Origin of the sequence: Duganella zoogloeoides, from assembly GCF_034479515.1 — a bacterium.
Classification (GTDB): domain Bacteria; phylum Pseudomonadota; class Gammaproteobacteria; order Burkholderiales; family Burkholderiaceae_D; genus Rugamonas; species Rugamonas zoogloeoides.
In genome coordinates, this window is record NZ_CP140152.1 from 2,647,452 (window position 1) to 2,665,665 (window position 18,214).

Consider the following 18,214-nt stretch of genomic DNA (forward strand, 5'->3'; position numbering starts at 1 on the left):
CTGATGGACATGAGCGTATTCGATCTGTTCAAGATCGGCATAGGACCGTCGAGTTCCCACACGGTGGGACCGATGGTGGCGGCGCGCCGCTTTTTGCTGGACTGCGCGCCGCTCGATGACGCCGTCAGCGTCACCGCCGAGCTGTATGGCTCGCTGGCGCTGACCGGCGTGGGCCACGCCACCGACAAGGCGGTGATCCTGGGCCTGATGGGTGAAACCCCGCAGGGCGTGGTGCCGACGCAGGTCGATGCGCAACTGGCCGCCGCCGAAGCGGCCGGCCAGCTGGCGCTGCTGGGCGGGCACATGGTGCCGTTCAAGCGCGGCGTCAACCTGGTCTTTCACATGGCCGAGTCGCTGGCCGAGCACCCGAACGGCATGCGTTTCACGCTCACCCGCGCCGACGGTTCGACCACCAGCAAGGTGTATTACTCGGTGGGCGGCGGCTTTATCCGCGAGGAAGGGGAGGCGCAGCAGGCGGCGCCCGATACCGCGCGCCCCGTGCTGCCATACCCGTTCGACACCATGGACCAGCTGCTGGCGCACGGCCAGGCCAGCGGCCTGACGATTCCGCAGATGTTGCGCGCCAACGAGTGCGCGCGCCTGGGCAACGCCGAACTCGATGCCGGCATCGACCGCATCTGGCACGTCATGCGCGACTGTATCAACCACGGCCTGGAAACCGCCGGCATCCTGCCGGGCGGCCTGCAGGTCAAGCGCCGCGCGGCGCGGTTATGGCAGCAGGCGCAATCGAATGTAGTGCCGGCGAATCACCTGCCGCACGACGCGCTGCACCAGGTCAGCCTGTACGCGATGGCGGTCAACGAGGAAAACGCTGCCGGCGGGCGTGTGGTCACGGCGCCCACCAACGGCGCGGCCGGCATCATCCCGGCGGTGCTGCGCTACTACGCGGAGGACTGCAAACCAAGCGATCCGGTCACCGGCATCCGCGACTTCATGCTCACGGCAGCCGCCATCGGCATGCTGTGCAAGCGCAACGCGTCGATCTCGGGCGCCGAAGTCGGCTGCCAGGGCGAGGTGGGCGTGGCGTGCGCGATGGCCGCTGCCGGCCTGGTGGCGGCGCTGGGCGGCACCAACCTGCAAATTGAAAACGCCGCCGAAATCGGCATCGAGCATCACCTGGGCATGACGTGCGATCCGATCGGCGGCCTGGTGCAGATTCCGTGCATCGAGCGCAATGGCATGGGCGCGGTCAAGGCAATTACCGCCGCGTCGCTGGCGCTCAAGGGCGACGGCACCCACTTCGTCAGTCTCGACGAGGTGATCGAGACCATGCGCCAGACCGGCGCCGACATGCAGGCCAAGTACAAGGAAACCTCGCTGGGCGGTCTCGCCATCCACGTCATCACCGTCAACCACGCTGCCTGCTGAATTTTCTCAGAGCAGTTTGCCACCTTCGAGCAAGCCCTGGAACTCCAGCGGCGCCACGGGCTTGCTGAAGTAGTAACCCTGCATTTCGTCGCAATGCTGCTGCTGTAAAAACGCCAGCTGCTCCGCCGTCTCCACTCCCTCTGCAATCGTCTTCAATCCCAGGCTCCGCGCCATGTTGATGATGGCGCTGACGATCGCCTTGTCCTCGGCATCGGTGCTGATGTCGCGCACGAACGACTTGTCGATCTTCAATTTATAAACCTTGAATTTCTTCAGGTGGCTCAGCGACGAGTAACCGGTGCCGAAGTCGTCGATCGACATCCGTATGCCGCGCTCGTGCAGGTGATTCATCATGGTGATTGCGCCCTGCGGGTCGTGGAGGGCCACGCCTTCGGTCAGTTCCAGCTCCAGGTACTCGGGCGGCAGACCTTCCTCGAACAGGATTTGCGACACCAGTTCCGGCAGGTCGGTGTTGCGGAACTGGGTGGCGGACAGGTTCACTGCCATCACCAGCGGCGCCAGGCCCGCGTCGAGCCACGCCCGCGCCTGGCGCACCGCCTGGCGCAGCACCCAGGCGCCGATCTGCAGTATCAGGCCGCTGTCTTCGGCGGCGGGGATGAATTCTACCGGCGAGATGTCGCCCAGTTCCGGCGTACTCCAGCGCAGCAGCGCTTCGGCGCCGACGATGCGCTGGTCGAGTAGCGACACCTGCGGTTGATAGACCACGCGCAGCTGGTCGCGCTCGATCGCATAGCGCAGCAGGTTGACCAGCTGCAGGTGGCGCGCCGCACGCAGGTGCATGGCGGCGGTAAACAGGCGGTAGTCGTGGCGGCCGGCGCGCTTGACCTGGTACATGGCGGCGTCGGCGCGCTGCAGCAGGTTTTCCATGTCGTCGCCGTCGTCGGGGCACAGCGCGATGCCGATCGACGCCGTCACTTTCAGATCATGGATGCCCACCCGGAACGGCTGGGCGATCAGTTCCATCACGCGCCGCGCCGCATCGGTGGCTTCCTGGGCGCCGGCGCCTTGCAGCACGAAGATGAATTCGTCGCCGCCCAGGCGCGCCACCATGTCGCCCTCGCGGATCGCATGGCCGAGGCGCTTGGCCAGCTCGCACAGCAGCCCGTCGCCCACGCTGTGGCCCAGCGAGTCGTTGATGTCCTTGAAATGGTCGAGGTCCAGCATCATCAATGCCAGCGGCGTGCGATGAATGCGTGCGCGTTCCAGCGATTGCAGCGTGTGCTCCTGCAATTGGGCGCGGTTGGGCAGGCCGGTGAGGGTGTCGAAGTGGGCCAGATACTGGATGCGCTGGTCGGTCTGTTCGCGCTGGCGTTCGCGGTCGAAGTTTTTCAACGCATAGTCGATGTCGCTGGCCATCTCGATGAACAGCGACTGCACCTCGGGGTCGAAGGCGCCGGTCGCGGTGGAGTAGGCCGAGAAAAAACCCGTGATGGCGCCGTCGCGATGCAGCGGAATCGACATGGCTGCACGCCAGCCGCAGCGCTCGAAATGCTTGCGCCACTGCGGCGACTGCGGCGTCTGCCCGAAATCCTGGCACCAGAACGGCGCGTCGTCGCGATACGCGGCGGCGACCGGGCCGCGACCTTCCGGCAGTGCCGGATCGACCGAGATATGCTGTGCATTGAGGTAGTCGATATGGTCACCGGCGCCGGCCACCGGCGTCACCCGCAGCGATGCGGGATCGATCAGGCCGATCCAGGCCAGCGACATGCCGCCGTGCGAGACCACGGCGTCGCACACGCTGTCGAACAGCTCCTGCTCGTCGCGGCTGCGCACGATGGCCTGGTTGCACTGGCTGAGCGCCGCGTACAGCTTGCCCAGGCGCCGGGCCCGGGCCAGGGCGTCGGTGCGTTCCTGGTCCACCCGCACCAGGTTGTGGCGGGTTTCGGCCAGCCATGCCAGCACGCTGTCGCGCGCATGGTCAGGTACCGGCGGCGGTTCGGTGATGTCGCCGCGCCCCAGTCGGCGGATCTCCTGCTGCAACTGGTCCACCGAGCACCCCAGGGTGGCATCGAGCCGGCGCTTGGCGCGCCACAGCAGCGCTACCAGCACCAGCGCGAACAGGATGAAGCCGAGGCGCGCGCCATTGGCTTGCAGCGCCGTGTTCTGCACCGCGCGCAGGGTACGGTGTTCCACGCTCTCGGTCACCTGGGCAATCGGCAGCATGATGGCGGCCTTGGCGCGGTGGTAGCTGGCATCGAACAGCATGGCGCGGGCGGCAGCGAGCGCGTCGGGATCGTCACCGCCGAAGTCGCGCATGGCCAGCGCCTTGTTCTCGATCCCGGTCAGGCGGTCCGATTCGTCCTTGGCGCGCGTGAGCAGGCGCAGTTCTGCCGCCGTAAAGCCGGCCTCGCGCAGCAGGTCCATCAGGGGCACGGCGGCGCCGGGCTGGCGCGGACGCCGGCCGCTTTCGACGACCAGGTCCCAATACACATTGTCGTAGCCCTGCGGGCGCGGCGCGCGGCCGTCGCGGATGTCGATGATTTCCTGGTAATGGCGGCGGTATTGCGGATCGCCGGTGACCACGTAGCTGCGCGCCATGCGGGTGAGGTCGTCGGAAGACTGGCGCAGCTCCTCGATCAGCGTACGCGAGGCGTAGCGCTGCTGGTTGGCGTGGTCGATGCGCTTTTCGGTCCAGACGTAGAGCAGGAAGGCGATGGTGACGACGAACAGGGCGCCGAAACAGGCCCACAGGATGTTGACGAACTGCCTGGGCGCGGGCTGACGGGAAACTGGCAACTTCATAATGAATGGCGGCAGGCGCCTTGAAACCCTGGAAAATCTGACGTATGCAGTATATTGCCTCAAAGACAGCGAGGCCAGCGCACGCATGCTGAAATGCCCGGCGGCGTGCGTGCGGGGCCTTTCAGTACGCCATAAAACAACGATCTTCACCGCAATCGCCGTGGCGCACTATAATATCCGCTCATTTTGCAGCGTTCCGCCATTTTGTTGCCAGTACAACCGGACTTCTCTCATCTATGCAATACGTCTCTACCCGCGCCGCCTCTTCGCCGGCCGCATCGTCGAACTCCCAACAATTCTCGGACATTCTGCTCGGCGGTCTGGCCACCGACGGCGGCCTGTTCCTGCCGGCCGAGTACCCGCAGGTGACCGGCGCCGAAATCGATGCCTGGCGCAAGCTGTCGTACGCCGAACTGGCGTTTGAAATCCTGCGCAAATTCGCCACCGATATTCCGGAAGCTGACCTGCGCGCGCTCACCGCCAAAACGTATACGCAAGAGGTGTACTGCAACGCCCGTCCCGATGACGACGCGGCGCGCATCACGCCGCTGCGCGTGCTGGAAGAGGGCAATGGCACCAAGTTGATGCTGCAAGCGCTGTCGAACGGCCCCACGCTGGCGTTCAAGGACATGGCCATGCAACTGCTGGGCAACCTGTTCGAATACGCGCTGGCCAAGCAGAAGGCGGAACTGAACATCTTCGGCGCCACCTCCGGCGATACCGGCAGCGCGGCCGAATACGCGATGCGCGGCAAGCAGGGCATCCGCGTGTTCATGCTGTCGCCGCACGAAAAAATGAGCGCGTTCCAGACCGCCCAGATGTTCAGCCTGCAGGATCCCAACATCTACAACATCGCCATCGAAGGCGTGTTCGACGACGCCCAGGACATGGTCAAGGCGGTTTCGAACGACCTCGACTTCAAGACGCGCCACAAGATCGGTACCGTCAACTCGATCAACTGGGCCCGCGTAGTGGCGCAGGTGGTGTACTACTTCCGCGGCTACCTCGAAGCGACCACGGCAAACAACCAGAAAGTGTCGTTCACGGTCCCGTCGGGTAACTTCGGCAATATCTGCGCCGGCCACATCGCCCGCATGATGGGCCTGCCGATCGACAAGCTGGTGGCCGCCACCAACGAAAACGACGTGCTCGACGAATTCTTCCGCACCGGCGTGTACCGCGTGCGCAAGTCGTCCGAGACCTATCACACCAGCAGCCCGTCGATGGACATCTCCAAGGCGTCCAACTTCGAGCGCTTCGTCTATGAACTGGTGGGCCGCGATGGCGACCGCACCCGCGCGCTGTTCCACAAGGTGGAAACCCACGGCGGCTTCGATCTGTCCGGCAAACCGGGCAGCGACGGCGACGAGTTCAAACTGGTGTCCAAGTACGGCTTCAAGTCGGGCAAATCCACCCACGACGACCGCCTCGACACCATCCGCGACGTGGCCGACGACTACGGCATCGTGATCGACACCCACACCGCCGACGGCATCAAGGTGGCGCGCGAACACCTGCAACCGGGCGTGCCGATGATCGTGCTGGAAACCGCGCTGGCCGCCAAGTTCAACGAGACCATCCTCGACGCGCTGGGCGAAGACGCCGAACGTCCGCAAGGCTTCGAAAATATCGAGGACCTGCCACAGAAATTCGTGGTCATGAAGGCCGACGTGGAGGCGATGAAAGCCTACATCGCCGCCAACACCGGCCTGTGAGCGGCGCCATGCACGCCCCCAAGCCGATGCTGACCATGGCCGAGGCGCTGGCGCAGATGCTGGCCGCCGCCCGTCCGGTGGCCGACATCGAGACCGTGCCCACGCTCGAGGCCAACGGCCGCGTGCTGGCCGAGGCCCAGGTCTCCGGCATGAACGTGCCCGGCCAGGACAACACGCAGATGGACGGCTACGCCGTGCGCGCGGCCGACTGCATCAGCGGTCACGCCGTGCTCAAGGTGTCGCAGCGCATCCCGGCCGGCCGTGTCGGCCAGCCTTTGCAGGCCGGTACCGCCGCGCGCATCTTCACGGGCGCGCTGATTCCCCAAGGGGCCGATGCAGTCGTGATGCAGGAGCAGTGCGAAGTGGGCGGCGCCGACGGCGACACCGTCATCATTCGCCACACGCCGAAAGCGGGCGAGTGGATACGCCGTGCCGGCGAAGACATCACCAGCGGCAGCACCATCCTGCCGGCCGGCGCGCGCCTGCGCAGCCAGGAGCTGGGCCTGGCCGCATCGGTCGGCCTGGCAACGCTGCCGGTGCGGCGCAAGCTGCGCGTGGCCGTGTTCTTTACCGGCGACGAGCTGACCATGCCCGGCGAACCGCTGGCGCCCGGCGCCATCTACAACTCCAACCGTTTTACGCTGCGCGCGTTGCTGGAAAACCTCGGTTGCGAGATCACCGATTTCGGTATCGTGCCCGATACACTGGATGCCACCCGCGCCGTACTGCGTGACTGCGCCAATGGCCACGACCTGATCATCACGTCGGGCGGGGTGTCGGTGGGCGAGGAAGACCATGTCAAGCCGGCCGTGGAGGCGGAAGGGCGCCTCACCATGTGGCAAATTGCCATCAAGCCCGGCAAGCCGCTGGCGTTTGGCGAAGTGGGGCAGGCCGCCTTCGTGGGCTTGCCCGGCAACCCGGTGTCGAGTTTCATCACGTTTTTGATGTTCGTGCGGCCGTTCATCCTGCGCCTGCAAGGCGTGCAGGGCACGGTGGCGCCGCGCGCGTTTACCATGCGGGCGGACTTCAATCTGCCCAAGGCCGACCGCCGCAACGAGTTCCTGCGCGCGCGCATCAACGCCGGCGGCGGGCTGGAACCGTTCCGCAACCAGAGTTCGGGCGTGCTCACGTCCACCGTCTGGGGCGACGGCGTGATCGACAATCCCCCCAACCGCACCATCGCCGAAGGCGACCTGGTCCGGTTCATCCCGTTCAGCGAGTTGATGTCCTGATGGCGGTTACCGTAAAATTTTTTGCCAGCGTGCGCGAAGCCGTGGGCGTTTCCAGCGACACCCTGGTTCTGCCGGTGGAAGTGGCCACGGTGGGCGACCTGCGCGAGCACCTGTCCGCGCGCGGCGCCAACTGGCGCGGTGCGCTGGCCAGTCCGGCATTGCGCATGGCCTGCAACCAGGTGATGTGCGATGCCGCCACCCCGGTGCCGGACGGCGCGGAAGTGGCGTTTTTCCCGCCGGTGACGGGCGGTTAGCGCTCGCCCGGCCTGGTGCCGGCGCCGACGTCGTCGCAGCTGGCGCATGGCAACGCCAGGCGGTAGCGGCGCCAGTGACCGTACGTAAAAATTCCGGCGGCGGCCATGGCCCACAGCGCGGCGCTCAGGTAATCGTCGCGCGTGGTGGAGCCCTTGAACCATTCCGCGGCGGCCAGGATCGCGAACAGCGGCAACGCTGCCAACAGGTAGCGTTTCAGCCAGAACAATGCGCCCATGCAGTCTCCCTCTCATTTTGATTATTGAACACCATGCAGCCTAGTGTGCCATCTTTTCGCGTCGCCGTCATCGGCGGCGGCCCGGCGGGCCTGATGGCCGCCGAAACCCTGGCGCAGGGCGGGGCGCAGGTCGATGTGTACGATGCCATGGCCTCGGTCGGCCGCAAGTTCCTGCTGGCCGGTCGCGGCGGCATGAACATCACCCACGCCGAGCCGTATGCCGATTTCGTCACCCGCTATGGCGCGCAGGCCGCGTCGCTGCGCCCGATGCTCGACGCTTTCGGCCCCGAGGCCGTGCGCGCGTGGATCCACGGCCTCGGTGTGCAGACCTTTGTCGGCAGTTCCAACCGGGTGTTCCCTACCGATATGAAGGCCGCACCCCTGCTGCGGGCCTGGCTGCACCGGCTGCGCGAGCACGGCGTGCGGTTTCACATGCGCCATCGCTGGACGGGCTGGCGCAGCGCCGACGGCGCGCTGGTATTCGAGACGCCCGATGGCGAGTTGACCGTGCGGGCCGATGCCGTGGTGCTGGCCCTGGGCGGCGGCAGCTGGGCGCGGCTCGGCTCGGACGGCGCCTGGATTCCGCTGCTGCAGGCGCGTGGCGTGGCGGTAGCGCCCCTGGTTCCGGCCAACTGCGGCTTCGACGTGGACTGGAGCGCGCATTTCAGCGAGCGTTACGCCGGCGAGCCGCTGACCACGGTGGCAATCACCTCGGTCGGTGCGGACGGGCGCGAGTTCCGCCGCCAGGGCCAGTTCGTGGTGACTGCCGGCGGCGTGGAGGGCAGCCTGATTTATGCGCTGTCGGCCGCGATGCGCGACCAGATCGCCGCCAGCGGCCACACGACGATGTATCTCGACCTGCTGCCCGACCTGGTGCCGGAACGGGTGCTCGATGAAGTGGCGCGCCCGCGCGGCGCCCGTTCGCTGGCCAGCCACCTGCAAAGCAGGCTCGGCCTCAAGGGCGTCAAGGCGGGGCTGCTGCGCGAGTGCCTCGATAAGGAATCGTATGGCGATCCGCACTTGCTGGCGCACGCGATCAAGCGCCTGCCAGTGCGGCTCGTGCGTCCGCGCCCGATCGACGAGGCGATCAGCAGCGCCGGCGGCGTGATGTGGCAGGCGCTCGATGGCGCCATGCTCAAGGCTGCGCCGGGGGTGTTCGTGGCGGGCGAGATGGTCGATTGGGAGGCGCCGACCGGCGGCTATCTGCTCACCGCGTGCTTTGCCAGCGGCATGGCGGCGGGCCGCGACGCCCTGGCATGGCTGGACAACCCGCACGGCCAAGCAGGCGACTGCCCCGCAGAACTGCTGAACCGCTGATCCTGTTTGCGCCAAGTCCTGAAGCGGTAATCCTGTCGCGGTCGGGTACTGCGGCGCTGGAGCTTACTCCCAATGCACCGAACCCGACCCCTTGCGGCTGATCTCACGCTGATCCGGGTTGCCGTACACGGTCAGGTTGCCGCTGCCCTGCAACTCGAGATTGGCAGCTTTGCGGGCGAATACGTGGCCGGTGCCCGAACCCTTGAGCAGTACTTCCACCCGGTCCGCCGCCAGGTGGCGCGCGTCGAGCGTGCCGGAGCCGGCCAGCTGCATCTCCATCACCTGGCAGCTGCCGGCGGCCGTGATGCGGCCCGAACCCAGCAATTCCAGTTCCACGTGCTGGCCGCTGCCGGCATTGAGCGCAAGGTTGCCGCTGCCATGCACGGCCGCACTGAGCTTGCGATAGCGGCCGTTGAAGGCCACATCGCCCGAACCCTGCAATTGCAGGTCCATGCGCTCACCGTTAAAGCCGCTGACCTTGACGTTGCCGCTGCTGCGCACCGAGAGTTCCTCCAGTTGCGGCAGCACCAGCTCCACCTGCAAGCGGTGGCGCGGGTTAAGCAACATGCCCTTGGTGCCGATGTGCAGGTCGCGGCCGTCCTGCTCGGTGCCGATATTGGCCAGCGAGCGCTGCTCGCCGCGCACCTTGAGCGAGGCGACAGGGCCCTGGGTCAGTATCAGGTCGATCGGGCCGGTGATATCGACCACCGTGGCCATGGCGTTGATGCTGCGGGTTTCGCTCGACAGCGAGCGGCCGGCGCTGCTGGCCGGGTTGGCGGCGCCGTACGATTTCAGCATGCTGTAGGTGATGCCGATCAGCACGAAGGAAAACAGCAGCAGGCTGAAGCCGATTTTCATCAGGGAACGCATGGTGGGCCTCTCAGTGTCCGCGCAGCAGCGAGACGTTCATGGCGGCGTAGCGGCGCATGCCCACTACCGTGTAGCGGGTGAGCACGATGCAGACCAGGCACAGGCCGATGCCGCCCAGCACCAGTCCGAGGCCGATCAGGGTCTGGGTGGTGCGGGCGCCACCGTCGAAATCGGTGGTAATCGTCATGTCGCCGGTGGCCACGGCTTCGGCGCGGTCCCAGATGCGGGCGTTGCGGCTGCCGGTAGCAGCATCGTTGCCGGCGCCGCCAGCGTCGGCGTCGCGGAACACCTGGATGCCGCGCCCGGTGATCGCCACTTTCCAGCCCATGGCCTCTTCTTCCTCTGCGCGCGTATCGAAGCGCGAATTGGTCAGCGCCATCACCTGGCGGATCGGGCCTTGCAGCGCCAGTTCGTTTTGTCCCGACAGGCCGCTGGCCGTCACTGCCACGCCACCGATGTAAAAACTGAACGCCGACAGGTACACCGCCAGCAGCAGCGACGCATACACCGCCGCCGGAATCACCATGAACAGGTTAAAGATGGCCAGACCGATGGCCGAGCCGACGGTCCGGATGATGTGGCGCGGCGGTGACGGTTGGCGCGAGGAATCGGGTTTCATGATGGTCAATAGTTGTTGCTGTCGATGTTGGCACTGTACGCAAGAGCGCCGCGCCGCGCCACAGGCATGTGACAGTCTGCGTAAATGGCGGTACAGGCGACCCGCCAGCGCGCCAGGCCGCATGCTGCCCGACCGGGGCGCAGGCGGTCAGGCACCGTTGAGCAGGCGCGCAGCCGCCACGCCGCTGCGCACGGCCGATTCGATGGTGGCCGGATAATCGCTGGCCGTGTAGTCGCCGGCCAGCACCAGCCCGGGCAAACCGGTGGCATTGGCAGGTCGTACCAGGCCCGGGGTGCTGGCATGGGTGGCGCGTTTTTCCGTGATCACCTTGAACCATTGCGGCCGGCCCAGGTCCGGGCGCTGGAAGGCGACCGCCAGTTGCACCGCCACGGCTTCGGCCAGCAAGTCCTGCTGTTCCGCTGCGGCGCTGGCCGACGCGCTGATCACCACGGCCAGCAGGCCGGCCTGGGCTGGATCGAGCTGGCCGCGGTCGAACACGAACTGGCCCCACTCGTGGTTGTCGGCATCGTCCAGCAGGGCGTAGAAAGGCAAGTCGAGCCGGATATCGGGCGCGAATTGCAGGTAAACGGTGGTGATGGTTTCCGGTTCCAGTGCGATCAGGCTGGCGCAGGCAGCGCTGGTGTCGCAGCCGGCGATGCCGTGCAGCAGTGCCGCTGCCTGGTTGGGGCCGGTCGCCACCACCACGCCGTTGAAATAGGTGCTCCACATGCCGCCCACGGCCGCGCCGCTGATATCGGCCTGCCACAGCCGGCCTTCGATCGAGCGCAGCGCCTGTACCTTGGCGCCGGTGCGCACCGAGCCGCCGTTCGCCTCGATATATTTGGCGGCCGCCTCGGGCAGCAGCGCCGAGAGGTCCACGCGCGGCACCAGCATGTCGGATGCGGCGCGGCGCGCGCCCAGGCTGTCGCGCAGCACGGCCAGGAACACCTGCGCGGAAGCGCGTTCCGGCGGCGTATTGAGCGCGGCCAGGCAGAGTGGGCGCCACAGCAGGCGGGTCAGGCGCGGGGTTTGATCGTAGCGTTCGAGCAATTCGGCCACCGTGCAATCCTGGTGCAACTGCCAGCCCATCCAGCGCGCGGTCGATGAAAAGCGCAGCAGGCTCAGCTTGTCGGCCCGGTCCAGACCCTGGCTGCGCAGCAGCGCCACGGCCAGGTGCAGCGGCGCCGGCAACGGCAGGGCTGGCGCAACGAAATCCATGCCGCCCGGGCCGCCGGCCACGCGCGGGTAGCGCATCTGTAGCGGCAGCTTCAACAGTGCCTGGGCCGGGTCGACGCCAACCAGTTGCATCACGCGCAAGGTTTCGCGGTAGGCGCCCAGCAGGATGTGCTGACCGTTGTCGAGCAGTTTGCGGTCGGTTTCGATGCGGCGCGCGCGTCCACCAAGCACGCGGGCCGCTTCGAACAGCGTGACCTTGAAACCGGCGCGCGCCAGTTCCACGGCCGCCGTGCAGCCGGCCCAGCCGCCGCCGATGACGGCAACGCTGCGGCTGATATCGGAATCTCCCTTGGTGACAAGGCGCTTTTCAGCCGCGTTGTCAGCTGCATTGCTGCCCGGTTGATCAGCCACGGCGCCGTCAGCCACGGACATAGGTCTTCCACGCCAGCCACAGTTTGCGGATCGGCGTGAGCGAAATGCGCTGGGTCAGCACGTGGTAGCCGTCGGCCTGCACTTCGTCGAGCAGGGTGCGGTAGATGGCGGCCATCATCAGGCCCGGGCGCTGCGCGCGGCGGTCCTGCCTGGGCAGCAGCGCGAACGCATCGTCGTACGCTTGCTGGGCGCGCGCCACCTGGAACGCCATCAATTGCTCGAACTTCTCCGAGTGGCGGGCGTTGAGCAGGTCGGCGGCGGTGACGCCGAATTGTTGTAATTCGTTCACTGGCAGGTAGATGCGGCCCTTGCGCGCATCTTCGCCCACGTCGCGGATGATGTTGGTGAGCTGGAACGCGTGCCCCAGTTTTTCCGCGAACTGCAGGGTTTGCGGCGTGGTGACGCCGAAAATGCTGGCCGACAGGATGCCCACCACGCTGGCCACGTGCCAGCAATAGCGCGTGAGCGCGGCGTAGTCGAGGTAGCGGGTCTGGTTCAGGTCCATCTCCATGCCGTCGATGATGGCTTGCAAGTGTTCCTGCTTGAGGTCGTACACCGCGAGATGCGGCTGCAGCGCTTGCGTGACCGGGTGCGACTGGCGGCCTTCGTACATGCCGGCGATTTCCTTGCGCCACCATTCCAGCTTGATGCGGGCGACCGACTCGTCGGTGCAATCATCGACGGTGTCGTCCACCTCGCGGCAAAATGCGTACAGGGCAGTGATGGCGCGACGACGCTCCGGCGTGAGAAACAGGAAGCTGTAGTAAAAACTGGAGCCGCTTTGCGCGGTCTTTTGCTGGCAGTAGTCGTCGGGGGACATGAATAAAAAAGCAAGGTTGGCCTATCGAAGCCGCTATTTTATAGTGTCGCGCCCTGTAACGGGGCCGATTTCATCCTTTGCTTCATGCGTACGGCCGACCAGAACACGCCCACCCAATCGCGCCGGTCCAGCTTGGGCCGGTGGCGGAACACATCGTATTGCACGCGCTCGATCTCATCGAGAATTTTCAGGCCGCCTTGCACGACCATGCGCAGTTCGAAGCCGATGCGGCCCTTCATGCGCAGCGCCAGCGGCGCACCGCCCAGCATCAGGGCGCGCGCGCGCGTGACCTGGAACTTCATCATTGCGCGCCAGCGCGCACGCGCATCGACGGCATCGAGCGCGCCGGGCAGGACGGCGTAGCGGTTCAGGTCTTCCAGCGGCAAATAAATGCGCTCCTTGTGCAGGTCGATCGCCACGTCCTGCAGGAAGTTAATCAATTGCAGCGCACTGCAAATGGCGTTCGAGTCGCGCAAGTTTTCTTCGGTGGCCTGCCCGTACAGGTGCAGCATCAGGTGCCCGACCGGGTTGGCCGAACGCGCGCAGTAATCGAGCAGGGCGCCGTAGGTGGCGTAGCGGTGCACCGTCACGTCCTGCTTGAAGGCGGACAGCAGCGCGTACATGGGCGCGAGCGGCAAGTCGTACTCGCGCACCACCACGGCCAGCCGTTCGAACATGGGGCTGTGGTCGGTGGCGCCGTCGGCGATGCGGTCGAGCGCAGCTTCGTAGGCGGTCAGGTCCGCCAGGCGCTGTTCCGGCGTGGCGTCGCCCTCGTCGGCCAGGTCGTCGGCGCTGCGGGCAAATGCATAGATGGCCTCGACGGCCGGGCGTAACCTTTTCGGCAATAAAATGGAAGCGACAGGGAAGTTTTCGTAGTGTTCTACCGACATGTAGTGTTGACCCAAAGCAAAATTGGCAAATTTCCGGATTAAATGACTTAAAAGTCATTTGCAAACCAGTTTGCTCGGCATATAATTAATTAACGGAAAGTCATTTATTTCCAACCCGTAATGGTAGTGCCTCAAGCCGCTCAGAGCAAGGAAAAGGAAAGTATCGTGGTCTCCTCCAGATTTCCCCGTTTCACCCCTCGTATTTCCACCATTTATATCGCAGTTGCGTGTGCAGCGCTTGCGGCGTGTTCCAAGCCGGTCGAAAAGACCGAGGATATCCGCCCGGTACGGGTAATGGTGCTGGCCGGCAGCGATGTCGATGTCAATGCCGAGTTCGCCGGCGAGGTGCGGGCGCGGGTGGAATCGCGTCTCGGTTTCCGCGTGGGCGGCAAGATCGTCAGCCGCAAGGTCGATGTCGGCACGCTGGTCAAGCGCGGCCAGGTGCTGATGGCGCTCGATCCCCAGGATCTGAAACTGTCGCAGGCGCAGGCCATGGCCGCGCTGCGTTCGGCGGAAACCAGCCGCGACCTGGCCAAGGCCGACGCACAGCGCTACCGCGAGTTGCGCGGCAAGAATTTTGTCAGTCAAGCCGTGCTCGACGAAAAGGAATCGACCCTGCGCGCGGCGCAAGCCTCGGTCGATGCCCAGCAGGCGCTATACAGCGGCCAGTCCAACCAGGCGGCCTACGCCACCTTGACGGCCGATGTCGATGGCGTGGTCACGCAGGTCGATGCCGAAGTGGGGCAGGTGGTGTCGCCCGGTACGCCGGTGGTGCAGGTGGCCAAGGCCGGCGAAAAGGAAATCGTCATTGGTTTGCCGGAAGACAAGGTCGATGCGCTGCGCCAGATCACCGATGTGCACGTGCGGCTGTGGGCCGACCCGGGCCGCTCGGTCGCCGGCAAGATCCGCGAAATTTCGCCGGTGGCCGATCCGGCCACGCGCACCTACACCGCCAAGGTGACCGTGCCCGACACGCTGGACGCCAGGCTGGGCATGACCGCCGTGGTGCAGTTCGCTTCGCGCACGGCCACGCCGCAGATCAAGGTGCCGTTGACGGCGCTGTTCCACGAGAAATCCGCCACCTCGGTGTGGGTGGTGGAAAACGGCGCGGTCAAGCTGGTGCCCGTCACCGTGGCGGGCGCTGCCGGCAACGACCTGGTACTGTCCGCCGGCGTCAAGCCGGGGCAGTCGGTGGTCACTGCCGGCGTCAACCTGCTCAAGCCGGGGCAGAAAGTGACCATCCTTGGTAACGACGTGCCGGTGGCGCCATCGAAGGCAGTGGCCGGGGCCGCCAAATGAAAGGTGGCTTCAACCTCTCGCGCTGGGCGCTCGAACATATTCCACTGACGCGTTACCTGATTGCAGTGTTGCTGATCGGCGGTGCGCTTGCCTACAGCAACCTGGGCCAGGACGAAGACCCTCCGTTCACTTTCCGCGCCATGGTCGTGCGCGCCATGTGGCCGGGCGCGACCGCGCTGCAAATGGCCGAACAGGTCACCGACAAGCTGGAAAAGAAGCTGCAGGAAACCCCGGGCATCGATGAAATCAGCAGCTATTCCAAGCCGGGCGAGACGCTGATCATTTTGAAACTGCGCGAATCGACCTCGCCCAAGGATGTGTCGCAGTCGTGGTACCAGGTGCGCAAGAAGATCGGCGATATTGCCGGCACCTTGCCGCCGGGCGTGGTCGGACCGTTCTTCAACGACGAGTTCGGCGACACCTATGGCTCGATCTTCGCGCTGTCCGGCGACGGCTTCAACTATGCCGAGGTGAAGGAATACGCCGATTTCGTGCGCCAGCGCCTGCTCAAGGTGCCCACGGTCGCCAAGGTGGAGCTGTTCGGCGTACAGGATGAAAAGCTGGTCATCGAGTTCTCGCACAAGAAATTCGCCCAGCTTGGCATCCCGATCGAAACCATTGCCAACCAGATCGCCACGCAAAACAGCGTGGAATCGACCGGCGTGCTGGTCACGCCCACCGACAACCTGCAAGTGCGGGTGACCGGCGCCCTGAAAACGCCGAAAGACCTGGAACAGCTGGAACTGCGCGCCAACGGCACCACGTTCCGCCTCGGCGATTTTGCCACCGTCAAGCGCGCCTACCAGGATCCGCCGGGCGACAAGATGCGCTTCAATGGCAAGGAGGTGATCGGCCTGGGCGTGTCGATGGAGAAGGGCGGCAACATCATCGTTCTCGGCCAGAACATGGAAAAAACCGTGGCCGAGATCAAGGCCAAGCTGCCGGTCGGCATCACGCTCGAACGCGTGTCCGATCAGCCCGAGGCGGTCAAGGCGTCGGTGGGCGAGTTCGTCCACACGCTGATCGAAGCGGTGCTGATCGTGCTGGCGGTGAGCTTTGTCGCGCTCGGTTTGCACACCAAGCCGTTCCGCCTCGACGTGCGGCCGGGCCTGGTGGTGGCGCTGTCGATCCCGCTGGTGCTGGCCGTAACGTTTCTATTCATGCGCATGCTCGATATCGACCTGCACAAGATTTCGCTTGGCGCGCTGATCATCGCGCTGGGCCTGCTGGTCGATGACGCCATCATCGCAGTGGAAATGATGGTGCGCAAGATGGAGGAGGGCATGTCGCGCTTCGATGCGGCCACGTTCGCCTACACGTCCACTGCGATCCCGATGCTGACCGGCACCCTGATCACGGTGGCGGGCTTCCTGCCGATCGGCCTGGCCAAGTCCACCGCCGGCGAATACACGTTCTCGCTGTTCTCGGTCAATGCCCTGGCACTGATCATTTCGTGGGTGGTGGCAGTGACGTTTACGCCTTACCTGGGCTTCCTGCTGCTCAAGGTAAAGCCGCATGCCGACGGCCACAGCGAGCATGATATTTTCGATACGCCCGGTTTCCGCCGCTTCCGCGCCGTGGTCAACTGGTGCGTGGAGTTCCGCAAAACCACCATTGCCGCGACCTTGCTGGTGTTTGCTCTCGGCATCTACGGCTTCAACTTCATCGAGAAGCAGTTCTTCCCCGATTCCAGCCGGCCGGAATTGATGGTGGAGCTGTGGACGCCGGAAGGAACCAGTTTTGCCGCCAACGAGGCGCAGGTAAAAAAATTCGAGGCATTCGTGACGAAATTGCCGGGCGTGGTCAGCGTGACCAGCTACGTCGGTACCGGCAGTCCGCGCTTCTATCTGCCGCTCGACCAGATATTCCCGCAGACCAATGTGTCGCAAATCGTCGTGCTGCCCAAGGACCTGGCGGCGCGGGCGGCGCTGCGTGACCAGATCACCAGGGTCTTCGAAAAAGATTTCCCTGAAGTGCGCGGCAGGGTGAAACTGCTGCCGAACGGCCCGCCGGTGCCTTACCCGGTGCAGTTCCGCGTGACGGGGACCGAGGTGGCCAAGGTGCGTGCGATTGCCGACCAGGTCAAGGACATCATGCGCGCCAATCCGAATGCGATCGGCGTCAATGACAACTGGAACGAGTCGGTCAAGGTGCTGCGCCTGGACCTGGACCAGGACAAGATGCGCGCGCTGGGCGTCACGTCGCAAACGGTGATGCGCGCCGCCAACACCATTTTGTCCGGCACCACGGTAGGGCAGTTCCGCGAGGATATCCGGCTGATCGACATCCAGATCCGCCAGCCGATCGAGGAGCGCAACACGATTTCCGTGCTCAACGACACCAATATCCCGACCGCCAGCGGCAAGTACGTGCCGATCAGCCAGCTGGCGCGCGCGCATTTCGTGTGGGAGCCAGGCGTGGTCTGGCGTGAAGGGCGCGAATGGGCGATCACCGTGCAGGCCGACGTGGGCGACCATATCCAGGGGCCGACCGTGTCGAGCCAGATCGAACCGGAACTGAAAGCATTGCGCGCGGCCTTGCCGGCCGGCTATGCGATCACCATCAAGGGGGCGGCAGCCGACAGCGGTACGGCCGAAGCATCGATTGCGGCCAACTTGCCACTGGCGATCTTCATCATCTTCACGCTGTTGATGTTGCAGCTGCATAGTTTCTCGCGGGCGCTGCTGGTGTTCCTGACCGGGCCGCTCGGCGTGGCCGGGGCGGCGCTGGCCTTGCTGCTGCTGGGCCGGCCGCTGGGCTTTGTCGCCAACCTGGGCATCATCGCACTGTTCGGCATGATCATCCGTAACTCGGTGATCCTGGTGGACCAGATCGAGCAGGACATTGCTGCGGGCCACGATCCGTGGACCGCGATCGTCGAATCGGCCGTGCGCCGCTGCCGGCCGATCATACTGACGGCCGCTGCCGCAGCACTGGCGATGATCCCGTTGTCGCGTTCGGTATTCTGGGGGCCGATGGCGGTGGCCATCATGGGCGGACTGATTTTGGCGACGGCATTAACGCTGTTGTTCCTGCCGGCGTTGTATGCGGCGTGGTTCCGCGTCAAAAAGCCGCTTCCGACACCTGCTAATAGCGTGGAATAGCGGGAAAATAAGCGAAAAATGGTGCATTAATCCGGTTGGTTTAAAAAACACCACATTTCACTAAAAAACCCGTTAGAATATCGCGTTGAAGTTGA

14 protein-coding genes are annotated in these 18,214 nt (G+C 65.1%); 7 read left to right on the top strand and 7 right to left on the bottom strand.

Going from position 1 to position 18,214, the window contains the following annotated elements; translation table 11 throughout:
- Nucleotides 1–3: 3 nt before the first annotated feature.
- Nucleotides 4–1,389: an L-serine ammonia-lyase gene (locus SR858_RS11790; RefSeq protein WP_019920990.1), complete on the top strand. Its 1,386-nt coding sequence runs from the start codon at nt 4–6 to the stop codon at nt 1,387–1,389.
- A 6-nt stretch (nt 1,390–1,395) separates the two neighbouring features.
- Here SR858_RS11790 and SR858_RS11795 read toward each other — a convergent pair whose 3' ends face one another.
- Entirely contained in the window at nt 1,396–4,155 is a 2,760-nt protein-coding gene (locus SR858_RS11795) for a putative bifunctional diguanylate cyclase/phosphodiesterase (protein ID WP_019920991.1), read from the bottom strand.
- 236 nt (nt 4,156–4,391) lie between these two features.
- Here SR858_RS11795 and thrC point away from each other — a divergent pair, with 236 nt between their 5' ends.
- Genes thrC through moaD form a run of 3 tightly spaced genes read left to right on the top strand, consistent with a single transcriptional unit; the run spans nt 4,392 to nt 7,356 of the window.
- Nucleotides 4,392–5,870: a threonine synthase gene (gene thrC, locus SR858_RS11800; protein ID WP_019920992.1), complete on the top strand. Its 1,479-nt coding sequence runs from the start codon at nt 4,392–4,394 to the stop codon at nt 5,868–5,870.
- Between the two features lie 8 nt (nt 5,871–5,878).
- Nucleotides 5,879–7,102, top strand: coding sequence for a molybdopterin molybdotransferase MoeA (locus tag SR858_RS11805; RefSeq protein ID WP_040377688.1), 1,224 nt, complete (start codon nt 5,879–5,881; stop codon nt 7,100–7,102).
- Complete coding sequence (gene moaD / locus SR858_RS11810; RefSeq protein WP_019920994.1) at nt 7,102–7,356, top strand: molybdopterin converting factor subunit 1; 255 nt, start codon at nt 7,102–7,104, stop codon at nt 7,354–7,356. Before SR858_RS11805 ends, moaD begins: the two co-directional genes overlap by 1 nt.
- On the opposite strand, the gene SR858_RS11815 is transcribed toward moaD, so the two are convergent.
- Nucleotides 7,353–7,592: a hypothetical protein gene (locus SR858_RS11815; RefSeq protein ID WP_019920995.1), complete on the bottom strand. Its 240-nt coding sequence runs from the start codon at nt 7,590–7,592 to the stop codon at nt 7,353–7,355. The genes moaD and SR858_RS11815 overlap by 4 nt on opposite strands.
- 33 nt (nt 7,593–7,625) lie before the next feature.
- Here SR858_RS11815 and SR858_RS11820 point away from each other — a divergent pair, with 33 nt between their 5' ends.
- Nucleotides 7,626–8,909 (top strand): TIGR03862 family flavoprotein, encoded by a 1,284-nt coding sequence (locus tag SR858_RS11820; RefSeq protein WP_040377581.1) that lies wholly within the window; start codon nt 7,626–7,628, stop codon nt 8,907–8,909.
- Nucleotides 8,910–8,972: 63 nt separating this feature from the next.
- On the opposite strand, the gene SR858_RS11825 is transcribed toward SR858_RS11820, so the two are convergent.
- The 5 genes from SR858_RS11825 to hpnC all read right to left on the bottom strand — a co-directional run bounded on the left by SR858_RS11825 (nt 8,973) and on the right by hpnC (nt 13,716).
- Complete coding sequence (locus SR858_RS11825) at nt 8,973–9,779, bottom strand: head GIN domain-containing protein (RefSeq protein WP_019920997.1); 807 nt, start codon at nt 9,777–9,779, stop codon at nt 8,973–8,975.
- A 10-nt stretch (nt 9,780–9,789) separates the two neighbouring features.
- A complete protein-coding gene (locus SR858_RS11830; protein ID WP_154819807.1) occupies nt 9,790–10,398 on the bottom strand; it encodes a DUF1700 domain-containing protein in 609 nt (202 codons plus the stop codon).
- A gap of 147 nt (nt 10,399–10,545) precedes the next feature.
- Nucleotides 10,546–12,006: a hydroxysqualene dehydroxylase HpnE gene (gene hpnE / locus SR858_RS11835; RefSeq protein ID WP_019920999.1), complete on the bottom strand. Its 1,461-nt coding sequence runs from the start codon at nt 12,004–12,006 to the stop codon at nt 10,546–10,548.
- On the bottom strand, nt 11,993–12,826 hold the full coding sequence (hpnD, locus tag SR858_RS11840) for a presqualene diphosphate synthase HpnD (protein ID WP_019921000.1): 834 nt from the start codon (nt 12,824–12,826) through the stop codon (nt 11,993–11,995). Before hpnD ends, hpnE begins: the two co-directional genes overlap by 14 nt.
- Nucleotides 12,827–12,864: 38 nt before the next feature.
- Nucleotides 12,865–13,716, bottom strand: coding sequence for a squalene synthase HpnC (gene hpnC, locus SR858_RS11845; RefSeq protein ID WP_019921001.1), 852 nt, complete (start codon nt 13,714–13,716; stop codon nt 12,865–12,867).
- A gap of 165 nt (nt 13,717–13,881) precedes the next feature.
- Here hpnC and SR858_RS11850 point away from each other — a divergent pair, with 165 nt between their 5' ends.
- Nucleotides 13,882–15,015: an efflux RND transporter periplasmic adaptor subunit gene (locus SR858_RS11850; protein ID WP_322534573.1), complete on the top strand. Its 1,134-nt coding sequence runs from the start codon at nt 13,882–13,884 to the stop codon at nt 15,013–15,015.
- Nucleotides 15,012–18,119, top strand: coding sequence for an efflux RND transporter permease subunit (locus SR858_RS11855; protein ID WP_019921003.1), 3,108 nt, complete (start codon nt 15,012–15,014; stop codon nt 18,117–18,119). The genes SR858_RS11850 and SR858_RS11855 overlap by 4 nt, the downstream gene beginning before the upstream one ends.
- Nucleotides 18,120–18,214: the final 95 nt, after the last annotated feature.

Bases quoted from the DNA above. Each gene is read 5' to 3' on its own strand.
- SR858_RS11790 (WP_019920990.1), top strand. From the start codon at position 4: ATGGACATGAGCGTATTCGATCTGTTCAAGATCGGCATAGGACCGTCG.
- SR858_RS11795 (WP_019920991.1), bottom strand. From the start codon at position 4,155: ATGAAGTTGCCAGTTTCCCGTCAGCCCGCGCCCAGGCAGTTCGTCAAC.
- thrC (WP_019920992.1), top strand. From the start codon at position 4,392: ATGCAATACGTCTCTACCCGCGCCGCCTCTTCGCCGGCCGCATCGTCG.
- SR858_RS11805 (WP_040377688.1), top strand. From the start codon at position 5,879: ATGCACGCCCCCAAGCCGATGCTGACCATGGCCGAGGCGCTGGCGCAG.
- moaD (WP_019920994.1), top strand. From the start codon at position 7,102: ATGGCGGTTACCGTAAAATTTTTTGCCAGCGTGCGCGAAGCCGTGGGC.
- SR858_RS11815 (WP_019920995.1), bottom strand. From the start codon at position 7,592: ATGGGCGCATTGTTCTGGCTGAAACGCTACCTGTTGGCAGCGTTGCCG.
- SR858_RS11820 (WP_040377581.1), top strand. From the start codon at position 7,626: ATGCAGCCTAGTGTGCCATCTTTTCGCGTCGCCGTCATCGGCGGCGGC.
- SR858_RS11825 (WP_019920997.1), bottom strand. From the start codon at position 9,779: ATGCGTTCCCTGATGAAAATCGGCTTCAGCCTGCTGCTGTTTTCCTTC.
- SR858_RS11830 (WP_154819807.1), bottom strand. From the start codon at position 10,398: ATGAAACCCGATTCCTCGCGCCAACCGTCACCGCCGCGCCACATCATC.
- hpnE (WP_019920999.1), bottom strand. From the start codon at position 12,006: ATGTCCGTGGCTGACGGCGCCGTGGCTGATCAACCGGGCAGCAATGCA.
- hpnD (WP_019921000.1), bottom strand. From the start codon at position 12,826: ATGTCCCCCGACGACTACTGCCAGCAAAAGACCGCGCAAAGCGGCTCC.
- hpnC (WP_019921001.1), bottom strand. From the start codon at position 13,716: ATGTCGGTAGAACACTACGAAAACTTCCCTGTCGCTTCCATTTTATTG.
- SR858_RS11855 (WP_019921003.1), top strand. From the start codon at position 15,012: ATGAAAGGTGGCTTCAACCTCTCGCGCTGGGCGCTCGAACATATTCCA.